13 protein-coding genes are annotated in these 13,762 nt (G+C 44.6%); 11 read left to right on the plus strand and 2 right to left on the minus strand.

Annotated elements, in window-relative coordinates; all coding sequences use genetic code 11:
- The first annotated feature begins 91 nt into the window (after positions 1-91).
- A complete protein-coding gene (locus KI742_RS09450; RefSeq protein ID WP_017634925.1) occupies positions 92-286 on the plus strand; it encodes a CPXCG motif-containing cysteine-rich protein in 195 nt (64 codons plus the stop codon).
- A gap of 75 nt (positions 287-361) precedes the next feature.
- Here KI742_RS09450 and KI742_RS09455 read toward each other — a convergent pair whose 3' ends face one another.
- Positions 362-973, minus strand: coding sequence for a riboflavin synthase subunit alpha (locus KI742_RS09455; protein WP_205460947.1), 612 nt, complete (start codon positions 971-973; stop codon positions 362-364).
- Positions 974-1,365: 392 nt separating this feature from the next.
- On the opposite strand from KI742_RS09455, the gene KI742_RS09460 reads away from it, so the two are divergent.
- Together KI742_RS09460 and KI742_RS09465 are read left to right on the plus strand one after the other, a co-directional pair.
- Complete coding sequence (locus KI742_RS09460; protein ID WP_005377626.1) at positions 1,366-2,736, plus strand: MATE family efflux transporter; 1,371 nt, start codon at positions 1,366-1,368, stop codon at positions 2,734-2,736.
- Between the two features lie 134 nt (positions 2,737-2,870).
- On the plus strand, positions 2,871-3,869 hold the full coding sequence (locus KI742_RS09465) for a DUF3080 domain-containing protein (RefSeq protein WP_285386005.1): 999 nt from the start codon (positions 2,871-2,873) through the stop codon (positions 3,867-3,869).
- Between the two features lie 15 nt (positions 3,870-3,884).
- Here KI742_RS09465 and KI742_RS09470 read toward each other — a convergent pair whose 3' ends face one another.
- Complete coding sequence (locus KI742_RS09470; RefSeq protein WP_086046755.1) at positions 3,885-4,730, minus strand: DNA ligase; 846 nt, start codon at positions 4,728-4,730, stop codon at positions 3,885-3,887.
- 422 nt (positions 4,731-5,152) lie between these two features.
- On the opposite strand from KI742_RS09470, the gene KI742_RS09475 reads away from it, so the two are divergent.
- The 8 genes from KI742_RS09475 (at position 5,153) to KI742_RS09510 (ending at position 13,752) form a co-directional block, all read left to right on the plus strand.
- On the plus strand, positions 5,153-5,473 hold the full coding sequence (locus KI742_RS09475; protein ID WP_017634929.1) for an STAS domain-containing protein: 321 nt from the start codon (positions 5,153-5,155) through the stop codon (positions 5,471-5,473).
- A 26-nt stretch (positions 5,474-5,499) separates the two neighbouring features.
- Complete coding sequence (locus tag KI742_RS09480) at positions 5,500-6,366, plus strand: OmpA family protein (RefSeq protein ID WP_017634930.1); 867 nt, start codon at positions 5,500-5,502, stop codon at positions 6,364-6,366.
- Complete coding sequence (locus KI742_RS09485; RefSeq protein ID WP_258500886.1) at positions 6,363-8,465, plus strand: SLBB domain-containing protein; 2,103 nt, start codon at positions 6,363-6,365, stop codon at positions 8,463-8,465. Before KI742_RS09480 ends, KI742_RS09485 begins: the two co-directional genes overlap by 4 nt.
- Positions 8,465-9,151 carry an AAA family ATPase gene (locus KI742_RS09490; RefSeq protein WP_017820661.1) on the plus strand — a complete coding sequence of 229 codons (687 nt, stop codon included), beginning with the start codon at positions 8,465-8,467 and terminating at the stop codon, positions 9,149-9,151. Before KI742_RS09485 ends, KI742_RS09490 begins: the two co-directional genes overlap by 1 nt.
- Positions 9,152-9,162: 11 nt before the next feature.
- Entirely contained in the window at positions 9,163-9,543 is a 381-nt protein-coding gene (locus tag KI742_RS09495; RefSeq protein WP_005377636.1) for an Hpt domain-containing protein, read from the plus strand.
- A gap of 308 nt (positions 9,544-9,851) precedes the next feature.
- Complete coding sequence (locus KI742_RS09500) at positions 9,852-11,378, plus strand: sigma-54 dependent transcriptional regulator (protein ID WP_213866531.1); 1,527 nt, start codon at positions 9,852-9,854, stop codon at positions 11,376-11,378.
- Complete coding sequence (locus KI742_RS09505) at positions 11,353-12,423, plus strand: glycosyltransferase family 4 protein (protein ID WP_285386007.1); 1,071 nt, start codon at positions 11,353-11,355, stop codon at positions 12,421-12,423. The genes KI742_RS09500 and KI742_RS09505 overlap by 26 nt, the downstream gene beginning before the upstream one ends.
- Before the next feature lie 144 nt (positions 12,424-12,567).
- Positions 12,568-13,752 carry a glycosyltransferase gene (locus KI742_RS09510; RefSeq protein WP_285386009.1) on the plus strand — a complete coding sequence of 395 codons (1,185 nt, stop codon included), beginning with the start codon at positions 12,568-12,570 and terminating at the stop codon, positions 13,750-13,752.
- Positions 13,753-13,762 lie beyond the last annotated feature (10 nt).

Below are 13,762 nucleotides of genomic sequence, written 5' to 3' on the forward strand. Positions count from 1 at the left end.
GCCTATTTTCCTTGTAGGCAAAGTAAGTAAAGGGCTGTGCTTCCTTGATGAATAGTGTGTTTAAAAGCCCTGCGAGATTAGGAGTTGTTGTATGAAAAATTATACCGAAAGGTATGTAAAGTGCCCGCATTGCGGACACTCTATCGGCATTACATTGGATGCAAGTAATGGTGACCAAGAGTTTTATGATGATTGCCCAGCTTGTTGCCACGCTATCCACCTAAATATGCGAGTGGATGAGTTACAAGATAAGGTCGAACTATTTATCGATGACAATTACGAATAGCAGCTCGAGCATGTGAACATCAGAAATATAAAAACGCTTAAATGAAAAAGGAGCACTAGGCTCCTTTTTCTCATTCTAAAGCTGTTTTGCTGCAAGAACGCGCTCAACAGTATCAACAATTGCTTGAGTCTGAGGATCAAACTCAATATTAACGCGCTCCCCTACTTGTCTCACTCCGAAAAGCGTTCGCTGCAAGGTTTCTGGAATTAGATGTACTGAAAAACGACACGTTTCAACTTCACCAATAGTTAGCGAGCAACCATCTAAACCGATGTAACCTTTCGCTAATACATATTTCATTGATTCTTGCGGCAGTTGGAACCAAATCGTGCGGTTATTGGGCGTATCGATGATATCGACAATATCTGCCGTTAAACTAATATGACCAGACATGCTATGCCCGCCTATTTCGTCACCAAACTTAGCCGCGCGCTCAATGTTTACGCTATCCCCTTCCACCAGCCGACCTAAATTAGTAAGAGCCAATGTCGCTTGCATTAAATCAAAACTGATAAGGTTGCCTTCGATCTTAGTCACAGTTAGACAACATCCGTTGTGTGCAACGGATGCACCAATTTCTAACCCTTTACAAAGTTCATCGCTTAACTCGACAACGTGCGTTTGAAAGCGTTCTTTTTTATCAATTTTAACGACCTTCGCCGTACCCTGAACTATTCCTGTAAACATTTCTTTTTACCTATTGATTTAATACCAACTGTAGTCGAAGACTAAGCCCTAAACACTGCGCTACGGGCCGGAAATAAAGACCGCAGACGATAAAGCCATGGCTCAATGAACACTGGTTTGTTCTCATGCATGTTTCAACATTACCATGATTCGCTGCTGTTCTCAGTAAAAGCGTATCCTTAGCGTAGAGAGCGTCCAGTCAGTGTTATCGACTATTCACTACCTAGCTATGGAATATAAACATACAATTGTTTATCATTTGCGCGGAGTTTCTCCGAGGCATTTTTTCACCTTATCGTGACTAAAATCAACCATCAGATCCGTTCACCACATCTTTTGCCCTCGAGTACTCTCATTCTTTCAACTTATTGTTCCGCTCTGGAGTATTTTTCGTGCATCGCTATAAAGAAGAAGCATCAAGTCTTATCAAATTGGCGACCCCGGTATTGATCGCATCTGTCGCTCAAACTGGTATGGGGTTTGTTGATACCGTAATGGCTGGCGGCGTTAGCGCCACCGACATGGCTGCGGTTTCTGTCGCTTCAAGTATTTGGCTACCATCCATTTTGTTTGGGGTGGGTTTATTAATGGCATTGGTCCCTGTTGTCGCACAGTTAAATGGCTCTGGTCGTCGAGTGAAAATCCCGTTTGAAATTCAGCAAGGCGTCGTTTTGGCATTGCTGATCAGTGTGCCGATAATTGCAGTCCTGCTTCAAACCCAGTTTATTCTCGGGCTGATGGATGTTGAAGCACTGATGGCTGAAAAAACGGTGGGATATATTCATGCCGTTATATTAGCAGTACCCGCTTTTTTACTTTTCCAAACGCTTAGAAGCTTTACGGATGGTATGTCATTGACGAAACCGGCAATGGTTATTGGCTTTATCGGTTTGCTGCTCAACATTCCTCTAAACTGGATTTTCGTGTACGGCAAGTTTGGTGCACCTGAATTAGGCGGTGTTGGCTGTGGTGTAGCAACCACGATTGTTTACTGGGTCATGTTTGCCATGCTATTGCTGTACGTGATGACATCAGAGCGATTGAAAAGCATCAACCTATTTGGAGAATGGCATCGCCCACAATGGAAAGCGCAAGTTCGTCTATTCAAGCTCGGCTTTCCTGTTGCTGCAGCGCTGTTTTTTGAAGTGACACTGTTTGCTGTTGTTGCACTGCTCGTTTCACCACTGGGTCCTATCATTGTGGCAGCGCATCAAGTCGCGATTAACTTCTCCTCGTTGGTATTTATGCTACCAATGAGTATTGGTGCAGCAGTAAGCATTCGTGTCGGCCATCGACTTGGTGAAGAAAACGTCGATGGCGCGCGCGTAGCGTCACGAGTCGGCATTATGGTTGGTCTAGCTTTGTCCGTTCTCACAGCGATTTTAACCGTCTTGTCTCGTGAGTGGATCGCCGAGCTTTACACTAGCAACCCAGAGGTAATCACTCTAGCGATGCACCTGCTCGTGTTTGCCGCTGTTTATCAATGTACGGATGCGGTTCAAGTGATCGCAGCTGGTGCATTACGCGGCTATAAAGACATGCGAGCTATCTTCAACCGTACTTTTATTGCTTATTGGATTCTTGGGCTGCCAATTGGTTACGTCCTTGGCCGTACAGACTGGATTGTCGAGCCAATGGGAGCACAAGGCTTCTGGCTTGGTTTTATCATCGGCCTATCTTCAGCGGCCTTTATGTTAGGCGTCAGAATGCGTTGGATGCATCGCCAAGAGCCAGAAGTGCAATTGAACTTTTCAGTTCAATAAAAAGTAAAAAAAGCCAGCATCCGCTGGCTTTTTTGATCGAATAATCACACGGTTGAGTATACTTATAACAAGATTGCGAAGCGGTTGATTTTGCTCTCTAGACAACGGATACGAAGTTATAAAAAAGGATATTTGTGCGGTCTATTTTATTGTTCTTAATCTTGATTCTTAATGGTTGTGATAACTGGTTCAATCCAGAGAACGCCATGTTTGATAAGTATCATCAACGTGTAGCCAATGTATTGGACGTTCCTGCTATTCCAATAGAATTACAGTCTACGGTAACGATTCCTGCGAAACGCGTTTTGTTCGAGCCATTGCCAAGGCTATCTATTGGTCTGCTAGAGAGCTATCAATTACGACAGTGCGGACTCTTTAATTTACTTGCCGAGAAAAACTCACAACTTGGAAAGGTGCAGGATGCCTTTCATGATTTTGATTATCAAACTGCCCTTTTAAGAGTCATGAATCGATGTTTATCCGAATTTCCACTTAGCGATGAAGAACGCGCGACATTGACAGAGCTTTACTCAACCAAGTGGCAACATTTAGACATTCATCTCGACAACTTACTACTCGTAAGTGATGCCATGCAAAAGCAACTAACTGCCTCTGATTGGCTATCTCAAGACACGACGAATGATATTGCACGCATTAACGATGTCTATCGTATTTTCAGCGAAATGTATGATTTACCCCACCGCGCGGTCTCACGTCTACCCGATGTGGAAGTTACGCAATATCAAGAAGAGTTAGAGAAATCTCGTTTACTCGGACGACTTTACTATTCAATGGTAAACACATCCCTTTGGTTAAAAGCGACAACTCAGCTACTTGAGCAGAACCAGAGCAATGTATTGTGCGGGCCGAACAGAGACACCGCTCAGTTCCGCTACTTAAGAAATGTCTTTCAATCCATTTACGTTGAAGAAGTGCAACCTTATTTGGCTTATTTAGACAGTACCTATCAACAACTTAATGATGGTGCCACTTTGGTGGAGAACCGTATGCAACTCCATGGTCACCAGTATGGCATCATTGAGGCACATAGGACATTTAGGCAAGAAACCCTAAACCACGTTCAGTTTTGGCAGGGTCTCTTCAAACGATGTGGCGTAACCGTTGGCAACTAGTAAGTGCAGAGCGTTCTATTCCTTCAACCTTTCACGCAAGAATCGAGCAAAACGTGGTTTACCAGTATGTGTAAAACCGTTATATCTAAATGTAATGGTTGAACCAATTTTCGGAGGCTGGCGACGCACTTCATCGGTAAATCCGCTACCGATGTAAAACTCAATGCCATTTGGTAAGCGAACTAACATTGCTCCCATCATACCTAATAAGCGCCCTGTTCCTGGCTTATAACCCACAACTAACGCTTCATCATCTGCGTATCGTTTTAGTTTAAGCAAATCACTACCGCGTCCAGCCTGATAGCGGCTTGATACCTTCCGCAACATCACCCCTTCACCGTCGGATATTGAAATTTTATCCAACTGTGTGAACAGATGAGCTTCATTTTGAATGGCTCGGTGCTCGACATATTTGATATGAGGCTGGTCGACTTCAAGCACTAAATCTTTGATGTTGTAATAACGCTTCCGATAATCACCAGCGGAATATGGCATATCAAAGATCATAAAGTCGATATGTCGCCAAGCAGACTCTACAGGAGTTTTATCTAATACCGTTTGCTGAACAAGATGGAAGTTACCTCTCCCAGCCCAAAGTTCACCGTCCAACGGATAATCAGGCAAAGGTCCTGTAAACCAATCTGGGGCGTAGATTCGATTACCATTTCTCGTCACGAGATGTTGCCCAGTCCAATAAGCGCGAACACCATCAAGTTTTTCGCTATACCAATATTCAGACACATCAATGCCATCCTGATAGCTTTGTGCAAGAGAAACTGGTGGTGCGAGAGAAGTATCCGCTTGAAGCTGTGAAGACGCTGCCATAACAGCCAGCGCAATTAATGTCATTTTTAATGGCATAAGAAGACCTTGTACAAAAAATCGTCTTTATTGAAACGTAAGTCCTCTCGATGACCTATTTATTACTAGTTGTTCTTCGACTCATAACAATCAACATTAGTAATAATTTGCAAAGATAATCATAAACTTTAGACAGGTTTTGCATTTAGTCGTTACACGTTATTCACTTAAGGCGGATGGTTCGTCAATCGAGTTGGAATCTAATCATGACGAGATCCCCCGCTCTAATGACTTCTTTAGGTTCAACACCTCTTATAAGCAAACCATTTTTCTGTGCGTTTTTGATTCTCAATTTGAGAATCAGTCCTTTCTCAAATTGAACAATATCATCAACAGCGCTTAAACTTTTGATTTTTAAATAGTTTAAAATTGGCACGTTACCTGCTCTATATCCAATTAGAAAAACAAACGGAGACAGAGTCATGGAATTACGCAAACTAGAAATCAATCAAGACAAGTTAGCCATTGAGTTTTTTGGTGACTTAGACGCAAGTGGCTGTCGACAAGCACAACATCACATTGATGAAGTAATTCACAACAATCATCACAAAGAAGTCGAAATTAACCTACAGCACGTCCAATTTCTTGATTCTTCAGGGATTGGTGCCATTGTTTACTTATATAAGCGTCTAGTTGAACGTGAAAGAAGCATGAGTATTGAAAACGTATCAGGCCAACCTTTAGAAATCATGAGCTTGCTTCGTATCAACCATGCCATTCCCGTTAACTCAAAAGGACACTAAAAATACCGGTTTAAACGGAGGTTGGCATGGTAAATCTTTTACGACGATATGCAGTAAGCGGTCTTGTTGTCGGCATGTTTGGTTGTTCGTCGTTTGACTACCCAGAACACGGGAAAGGTGGCTTGGCGGAAAGCTATCAAGATATCTCGATCGAGAATTATCAGTTTTCCCCAGTAATGCCTGACGAGCCTTTAGGTCCAGAACATGGGTTAAGGTTTGATTGGCAATTGACCAAGTTACATCTAGACGCACTAATCCAAGAGGGCGCGCGCTGGTGTTTTCCTGCGGCAGTTGTTCAGGCCCTTGAAAAACAAAATAGAATTGCGCGCGAGTTAGAAGGTGGGCTTTTACTCGACGCTGCCAACGACCTTGTGATTCAGCGTCGACGCTTAAACCAGCTCGAACAACAACTCGACTACGTACTGAGCCAAACAACTTGCACACCGCCCGATGATATTGAAGCACTACGTAGCGACCTAAACATAGTCTCGGATATCTATGCACTACTTAATATCGACAACCAGTTTGCTGTCGATTCAGCAGAAATCAACCCGAAGTACATGGGACATTTGGCAGAAGCAGCCTACATTTTACGTGACCACCCCAACCTATCTCTTGTAGTAACGGGGCATGCGGATGCAACTGGAACACCCGATTACAACCAGAAACTTGCTCAAGCGCGTGCGGAACAAGTAAAGCGTTACCTAACCGTATTTGGTATCACTTCAGAGAGAGTCACTACCAAATCTGTCGGAGATAACCTGCCACTCTATGAAGGTGAAACATCCGCCGTGCGTTTAACTAATCGTCGAGTAAGCATCGAGGTTATTAGCCCTAATTCAGATAGCGATACCTCAATAAACCGCAACCCAACGGCAGGAGGCGCGCTATGAACACGATGAAACCATTTATCCTCTTAATGTTGTTGTGTCTGGTCGCGTGGGTACCTTCTTCCATAGCGGATGAGAGCAATACTGTTAAGGTCGGTGATTTAATACAGATTAACTTACCTGGAGAGGCGTCGTTAAACCAAGGGTTTCAGGTTGATCGTCGTGGACGAATTAATTTACCAGAAGTCGGCCCTGTATTAGTGGCCGGCTACAATGAACAACAACTCCAAGACGTGATTATCGACAGGCTAAAGACCGTGTATCGTGACGTTAACAACGCTCGAGTTTTTATTAAACAGCAACAGTTGTTAGTGTCCGTTCAAGGCTACGTGGTCAAACCCGGTGAATATACCTTACCTTCTGGGTCCAACATTCAAATGTTTGTGTACGAAGCTGGCGGCCTGCGCGCTGGGGCTCAGCTTGATAAAATGATCGTGAAACGTGGAAATAAAAACATTGAATTTGACTACAAACGCTTCCTTGATACGGGTGACAATAGCCAGCTGCCAAAACTAGAATCACTGGATGTCTTGTTTGTCCCCGCTTCCCCACTCGTAGGGAATATTGAGCAAGAGTTTGATGCAGCAAAACTCGCGAATTCAGGTGACAGCGCAGATTCTGCTCGTGCAATCAAAGTCTTTGGTGAAGTCAACGCACCTGGCTCGTTCTCATACAAGCCAAACACCACGCTAGTTGATGTCGTAATGCGAGCTGGCGGCGTGACACGATATGCCAGTGTTGAGCAAATTCGCGTGATAACAAACAATAACCCAACCATGTTTAACCTGAAAAAGTACCTTGATACTGGAGACCAAAGCCTACTGCCGGAGATCCTGCCAGGTGCCACCATCTTTGTCCCAAAACAGGAAGAAGAAATCAAAGCAGGTGCAAATGTGGTTTACGTGATGGGTGAAGTCGCCCATCCTGGGGCATACGAAGGCAAGCAAGGCGCTAGCTTCATGGATATCCTCGCCAACGCTGGCGGGCCCACTCGATACGCGGAATCTCGCCAAATTCGCGTTATAAAAGCCGATGGCAAAGTCATCAAATTCGATCTTACCGCGCATACAGAAGGACTATCTTCAACCAGACCACCAAATGTTGGACCGGGAGACGCGATTTTCGTGCCGGAGAAAACCGATTTCAATGAGAAGTCTTGGTTAAAAGTAGCACCTAGTCGAGCGGTCGCAGTGATGGGAGAAGTTGTTCGCCCTGGACGTATCGAGTGGTCAGACGAAATGGATTTGATTGATCTGCTTGCACACGTTGGTGGCCCAACTCGACGAGCTGATACCACCAAAATTGAAGTCGCCAATAACGGTCAAATGACACAATTTGACTTAGACCAATACATTCTGGATGGCTCACCAACATCAAGCCTACCTCAAGTTTCCGCTGGTACAGTAGTAAGGGTACATGCATTGCCTGACGACCCATCCGATAATAAATCGCAATGGGTAAGCCAAAGCTCTGACGCATCGATATACGTTTTCGGGCAAATCAATGCACCTGGGCGCTATCGTTTCACCGAAGATATGCATTTTCTGGATATTTTGTCTGCCGCCGATGGACCGACAATGGATGCAGATATTCACAACATCCGTGTCACACACCGAGGCCTAGGTTATGCCAAAGTGAGTAAATTGAATTTATCGATGTACTTTGAAACAGGCGATGAGTCAATTCTGCCCCACGTTCGTCCTGGTGATACCATTTACATTCCAGAAAAAAACAAAAACTGGTTAGATCGTTCAAAAGAGTCCACGGTACGCGTATTAGGTGAAGTAAGAGACCCAGGGCGGTACGTATTCAATGACAACATGACTGTGCTTGATCTGTTAGCGGAAGCAGGAGGACCAACTGACAATGCCTACCTTGAAAAGATCAGTGTGGTCAATATGTCTTGCTGCCAAGGCCAAGCCCGAACATTTGATTTGGTTAACTTTAGTAAAACAGCCAACATTTATGAGCTGCCAGTTATTCGCGCAGGCGACACGATTTACATTCCCCATAAAGACGAAAGCTTTGTTGAAAAAGCGAGGGCCGGATTAAGAGATATTTTACAAATCACCACAACCATCGTGTTAATAGGAGCGTTGTAATGACTATTCCTGCAACTCACGCTGAGATTGAGCAAATTTATCTTCAGAGCGAACAGAAAGGCCACAAAACGATTTGTGTTGTGGGTTGTAAATCTGAAGATGGTGTCACTTCCGTGGCGTCATCTCTTGCAGAGCGCTTGGTTTTAGCAGGGCACAATACTTTGTATGTAGACCTTAACTTATTCAAACCCGCTTATCACACTGTTCACGAATTTGATGATGACGAGAAGGTTGGCCATTTGATCACACGAGAGAATACACATCAAACTTTAGTCGGCCTCCCTGCTCCATCTCTCGCCAGCACTCAGTTAGCGTACCGAGACCCAACAATGCTGAAACGAAACATTGCACAATGGTTAACGCAGTACGAGCGCGTCGTGATAGATACATCACCACTTCTCAGTGTCAACCGAAGCAATATTGCGCCTCAAGTGATTGCTGGCGTATGTGATGCTACTTTGTTAGTAGCGCATTATGGTTCTACGACTGCAACCCAGCTCGAGCAAGCCAAAAAGCTACTCGATGCTAGCGATGCGAACTTGATTGGTTCTGTCTTGAACATGAAGCATACACCAAGCCTGAAAGATGAGTTAATCCGCCAAGTTTCCAAGCTGCGTTTCTTACCAAAAAAGTGGAAAGAAAAACTGTCTCAGCAAATTAAAAAAAGCGAACTGTTTATGTTATAGGGAGCGCTATTATGACGATAAATAACACATTGACTATCGAGCAAGAATTAGTGGATGAGCATATTCTTCAGCAAATGATCAAAGATACGTGCGCCGAAATCATCCCTACCTTGATTGATCACTATGTCGAAGAGTCACGCGATCGCATGGAGAAAATAGAGCAAGCATTAAGCACAAAAGACCTTCAAACATTAGAGTTCGAGGTTCACACACTGGGCAGTTCTGCTCTCGCTCTAGGCAATCGAACGCTTTCAAGACAAGCAAGAATGATTGAGAAGTACTGTGTCGAAGGAAAAATACCAAAAGCATTGGAGCTTTGTGAAACACTTCCTCAACTCGCCAATGAATCGTTTGATGCGTTAGAAAAGCGAAAAGCTCAAGGGTTTGAGTAGTATCAGTGTCTTACCCCCTAGCGAAGCATCACGTTTGATAAAGCGCGATGCCTACATCATCTCAGAAATTTAGGCTCCAAATTCAGTCACCCTCGCCAAGCCACACACCTTGAAGTTATTTGGGCATAACTTAATCAATTAAAAAGTATGGATTTTTCGCAAATTTCCTACCTTGTGCTAATACTTAAATAACGCTTTTCTCAAATTGAGAATTTTCAGCACTAGAGAGCAATAAACCACTCATAACGCCAAATAGTAGTGCTGACAAAAATCATAAAAAATGAAACAAACTACGTTGGGATGGGACTATGAGACCAAGGGTGTTACTGGTAGAGGACTCTACTTCACTAGCCATACTTTATAAGCAGTATGTGAAAGACGAACCTTATGACATTTTTCATGTCGAGACAGGTCGCGAAGCGATTCAATTTATTGAAAGAAGCAAACCTCAGCTCATCATTCTCGATTTGAAACTGCCCGACATGTCTGGCGAAGACGTGCTGGATTGGATCAACCAGAATGACATTCCTACGTCCGTTATTATTGCTACGGCACACGGCAGCGTCGACTTAGCCGTTAATCTAATTCAAAAAGGTGCGGAAGATTTCTTAGAAAAGCCCATAAACGCTGATCGCCTAAAAACGTCAGTTGCATTGCACCTTAAACGCGCCAAATTGGAAGATTTGGTGGAAAATATTCAGTCCAAGTTTGATCGCCACAACTATCACGGATTCATCGGTTCAAGCCTCCCGATGCAGGCGGTATACAAGACCATTGATGCTGTTGCGCCAACTTCTGCCAGTGTGTTTATTGTGGGAGAAAGCGGCACAGGTAAAGAAGTTTGTGCTGAAGCCGTCCACCGCCAGAGCGACCGTAAAGACAAGCCTTTTATTGCAATTAACTGTGGGGCTATTCCACGAGATTTGATGGAAAGTGAGATTTTTGGTCACGTTAAAGGGGCCTTTACTGGAGCAACAACAGATCGAAAAGGTGCGGCGACGCTGGCACATGGTGGTACGCTTTTTCTTGATGAGCTATGTGAAATGGAACTTGAGATGCAAAAGAAGTTGCTCCGCTTTCTACAAACGGGCACTTACACTCCTCTTGGTGGCACTCGAGAAATGAAAGTGGATGTGAGAATCATTTGTGCCACCAACCGAGATCCATTAACAGAAGTAGAAGAAGGTCGTTTTCGTGAAGACTTATACTACCGTGTGCACGTTATACCTATCGATATGCCCCCATTACGTGAACGAGGAAGTGACATCGTCACGCTTGCCAAGCACTTCTTGACCACTTACGCCAAACAGGACAAAAAGAAATTCTCAACAATCGACAGCGAAGCTCAACATATCATCAAGCATTACGAATGGCCGGGTAATGTAAGGCAACTACAAAACATCATACGTAACATTGTGGTGCTTAATAACGACGAAAAAGTCACGGTGAGCCACCTACCCGCTCAACTTACTAAAAAGTCTAAAGTGACGAAAACAACGACGCCTGCGCATGTTGCTCAAGAGTCAGCAAACATTGCACCAATCACACCACCACCTGGTTATACTGAGGAACCTTCACCTTCTGCGGTCGAACCGTCGATTACCGCAGCGGAGCAGCCTGGTACACCGTCCTCTGCTGCTACCTCACCGTACTTTAACTCTGATGGAACCATTCGCCCTATGTGGCAAGTAGAGCGTGAAGCAATTCAAAACGCAATTGCGTACTGTGATGGCAACGTCCTCAACGCCGCTGTCATGCTGGAGTTAAGCCCATCTACGGTTTACCGAAAAAAACAAGCGTGGGAAGCGGATGAAATTAATCTCGAACAATCTTGATAAACCTGCCATTGGTGAAATTTGGATCTTGCTTGATAGCCGTCTATTCGGCGGCATTGAAAGTCACGTTATCGAGCTAGCTCGGGGATTAATCGCCTTTGGAAACAAAGCTCGAGTTGTGCTAACCACTGAGTATTCGCCAGCCGCTCAGATTGTACAGAAGGCAAAAGAAGCCGCGATCCCTGTGAGTTACTTAAACTATTTGTCTGGCGAGCCCAATAAAGCTTTAAAAATTAAACACCTAACAAGCGCCGTCGCCAATCACCAACCCTCAGTGGTTCACTCCCATGGTTATAAAGCGTCGATTTTGTCGCGCTGCGCCAAACTGCTCACCCGTACGTTTCCTCGTTTGATTTCAACTTATCATGCTGGTGAATCGTCCTCAGGGAAGCTATGGCTATACGATTGGCTTGATAGAAGCTCAGGCAGCCTATCTGACTATCGCTTTGCTGTCAGTCCAAGTATTCAGCGCAAAGTTTTTTGTTCTTCAGAACTGCTGAATAACTTTGTTTCGATTCCCAACAGTCAACTCAACTATCAGGAGATCGCTTTTGTCGGCCGATTGAGTCAGGAAAAAGGCGCCGATCAATTTATTGAGGTAGCGAGGCTCTGTCCAACATTACAGTTTAGTGTGTACGGTGATGGCCCAGAAAAAGAGTCGCTTAATCAAACTGCCCCTCCAAACGTGACTTTCTTCGGCCATCAAACCGATATGGAAGGTGTTTGGGAAAATATCAGCGTACTTATCATCTCTTCTCGTTATGAGGGTCTTCCAATGGCGGCGCTGGAAGCCATGTCGAGAGGCATTGCCGTGATGAGCTTACGTGTAGGTCGTCTTCCAGATATTATCCAAACGGGTAAAAATGGTTTTATCGTCGAAGACATTCCCTCTCTTGCTAAATGTCTTCATGACTGGATGTCGATTGGTGAAGCGCAACAATCACTCATTCGCCAGAATGCTCGACAAACCATCATTGATGATTTCTCAGCGCAAAGTGTGATTCCCGTATTGCTACAAAAATATCAAATTGAAACGGATCACTAATCCATATTGGTTCTCAATATGAGAATGATAACTTCCAAACATAAATATCATATAAGATTCAATCACATAAACTAATGGCATATTTTGGCATCTCTATTGCAGCTCAGCAGTTAACGCAGATTAATGATGAGACAGAGGTGACTTATGACTACGCCAAAACGCATTCTATATGTTCATTATGGTGATAATTGGATTCGCGGCAGTGAAGTGGTGCTTCTGGATCTCATTTCAGGAATCGACCGCAATAAGTTTGAGCCTTTCGTATGGTCAAACTGCCAACCATTAATCGATAAGTGCCAATCGCTCGGAATTGAAGCGGAACATTCAGCCTTCAATTTGGTTGGTGGTTGGAGCGCTCCACGCTGGGATATTAGCGGGTGGAATAGCCTTATCAAACAAGGCTCAGATTTGATCGAAAAGCACAGCATCGACTTGGTACACGTCAATAGCGGCGGCCCTTGTCAATGGATGTGTTTGGCTGCTCGCATGAATCATATACCACTTGTCACGCAACTTCATTGCCATTATACATTGCGCGATCGCTTCTCTCTCGGACTTCACCTCTCTCCAAAATTGATTTGCGTTAGCAAAGATGTTGGACGCGAAATTCTTCAGGACGGCTACCCGCAAAACCAACTTCATGTCGTACACAACGGCGTGTCACTTCAAGGCGTGGATACACCCATCGACATTAAAGATCGCCTCGGAATCCCATCACAGGCCTTTACCTTTCTGTCGGTGGGTTCGCTGATTAAGCGCAAAGGGTTCGACCGCCTTATTCGCGCAATGCGCATGCACAACTACCACCACCACAACCCTCACCTTGTTATTGTTGGTGACGGCGAAGAAAGAGAAGCATTGCAACAGCTTGCCGCGGATCTTGGTATCCAAGAGCGAGTGCACTTTGTCGGGGAGCAACACAATGCCGGAGAGTGGATGTGTGGTAATGCAGACGCTTTTATTAGCGGCGCCTATGAAGAGGCCTTTGGTCTCGTGCTCGGGGAAGCGGCTTTAGCTCAACTGCCTATCGTGGCTCCTAAAACGGGAGGCATTCCTGAGTTGTTCGAGCATAATCACTCTGCATTGCTGTACCAGAACAGTGGAATGGCGAGCCTGTTAAACGCGATTCAACAAGTCATGCAAGACGCGGCATTAAGAAACAAGCTGGCGGAAAACGCTTACCTACATGCTAGCCAGCACTTAACGACGACTGCATCTATCAACGCTATTGAACGTATTTACGAAGGTGAACTTAATAATAACGCCATTACACCAATGCCAATGACTCACTGCATGAAGCCTCTTTCACGCTGGTTGAGCATCAATTGAGGAGCCCGGT

The organism is Vibrio sp. D417a, from assembly GCF_030248595.1.
Lineage (GTDB): Bacteria > Pseudomonadota > Gammaproteobacteria > Enterobacterales > Vibrionaceae > Vibrio > Vibrio alginolyticus.

Excerpts from the sequence above, each read along its gene's own strand:
- KI742_RS09480 (WP_017634930.1), top strand. The coding sequence starts at position 5,500 with ATGGTAAATCTTTTACGACGATATGCAGTAAGCGGTCTTGTTGTCGGC.
- KI742_RS09455 (WP_205460947.1), bottom strand. The coding sequence starts at position 973 with ATGTTTACAGGAATAGTTCAGGGTACGGCGAAGGTCGTTAAAATTGAT.
- KI742_RS09510 (WP_285386009.1), top strand. The coding sequence starts at position 12,568 with ATGACTACGCCAAAACGCATTCTATATGTTCATTATGGTGATAATTGG.
- KI742_RS09470 (WP_086046755.1), bottom strand. The coding sequence starts at position 4,730 with ATGCCATTAAAAATGACATTAATTGCGCTGGCTGTTATGGCAGCGTCT.
- KI742_RS09505 (WP_285386007.1), top strand. The coding sequence starts at position 11,353 with ATGAAATTAATCTCGAACAATCTTGATAAACCTGCCATTGGTGAAATT.
- KI742_RS09485 (WP_258500886.1), top strand. The coding sequence starts at position 6,363 with ATGAACACGATGAAACCATTTATCCTCTTAATGTTGTTGTGTCTGGTC.
- KI742_RS09450 (WP_017634925.1), top strand. The coding sequence starts at position 92 with ATGAAAAATTATACCGAAAGGTATGTAAAGTGCCCGCATTGCGGACAC.
- KI742_RS09490 (WP_017820661.1), top strand. The coding sequence starts at position 8,465 with ATGACTATTCCTGCAACTCACGCTGAGATTGAGCAAATTTATCTTCAG.
- KI742_RS09495 (WP_005377636.1), top strand. The coding sequence starts at position 9,163 with ATGACGATAAATAACACATTGACTATCGAGCAAGAATTAGTGGATGAG.
- KI742_RS09500 (WP_213866531.1), top strand. The coding sequence starts at position 9,852 with ATGAGACCAAGGGTGTTACTGGTAGAGGACTCTACTTCACTAGCCATA.
- KI742_RS09475 (WP_017634929.1), top strand. The coding sequence starts at position 5,153 with ATGGAATTACGCAAACTAGAAATCAATCAAGACAAGTTAGCCATTGAG.